The sequence below is a fragment of the Pseudoalteromonas sp. BSi20439 genome (genome assembly GCF_000241165.1).
Classification (GTDB): Bacteria; Pseudomonadota; Gammaproteobacteria; order Enterobacterales; family Alteromonadaceae; genus Pseudoalteromonas.
Genome location: NZ_BADW01000130.1, coordinates 1 through 900, shown reverse-complemented (window position 1 = coordinate 900; position 900 = coordinate 1). Strand labels below are relative to the sequence as shown.

Below are 900 nucleotides of genomic sequence, written 5' to 3'. Positions count from 1 at the left end.
CGGATAAGAAATTACTAATTTAAAGGAACTAAATGCTCGTTCCATGATCCGATCATTCGACCAAGAGTGATTAGAACAAAAAGGAACGAGCATGAACAAGTTAGTTGAAACGTACTGTGATGTCGATGATTTTTCAAAGTTATTTTTCCCAAGCTGGCAGCGTATATTGCTCGAAAATGGTGAAATTAAACGTCGAAGAGCATGCCGCTTATCTCCGTCAGAGGTGATGACTATTATCATCCATTTTCACCAGTCACATTACAGAGATTTCAAAAACTACTACCTTCACTATGTTTGCCGTCAACTTAAAGCCTATTTTCCAGAGTTGCTGAGTTACACAAGGTTTCTCGCGCTTATGCCTAGTGTGGTGGTTCCGATGTGCAGTTACCTCACATCAAAACTTGGCAAGCCCACAGGTATACAATTTGTTGACTCCACTAAAATAGAAGTGTGTCACATCATCAGAGCTAAAAGAAATAAAGTGTTTGAAGGCGTTGCTCATCATGGAAAAGGCACTATGGGTTGGTCATATGGATTCAAACTACATTTAATAATTAATCATTTAGGTGAGATTGTGGCGCTAAAGCTCACAACGGGCAATGTGGATGATCGAGAGCCTGTTTCTGATATGGCGGACTCTATCTTCGGAAAACTCTATGGCGACAAAGGTTATATCAGCAAAGCGCTCTCTGGTGAGTTACTAGAAAAAGGTGTCGAGTTGATCACGACGGTTCGAAAGAATATGAAGAAAAAATTTAGTTTCATTGTGGGACAGGGCTTTATTGAAAAAACGATTTATAATCGAAACGGTGAATGATCAATTGAAAAACATTTCTTACATTGAACACTCTAGACACCGCAGTATGCATGGCTTTATGCTAAATTTACTTGGTGGATTAA

General features: G+C 39.1%; 1 pseudogene. It reads left to right on the top strand.

Annotated features, from left to right (window positions below):
- Positions 1 to 91 precede the first annotated feature (91 nt).
- Positions 92 to 900: pseudogene (locus tag P20439_RS11605) on the top strand (IS982 family transposase); the annotation flags it as partial.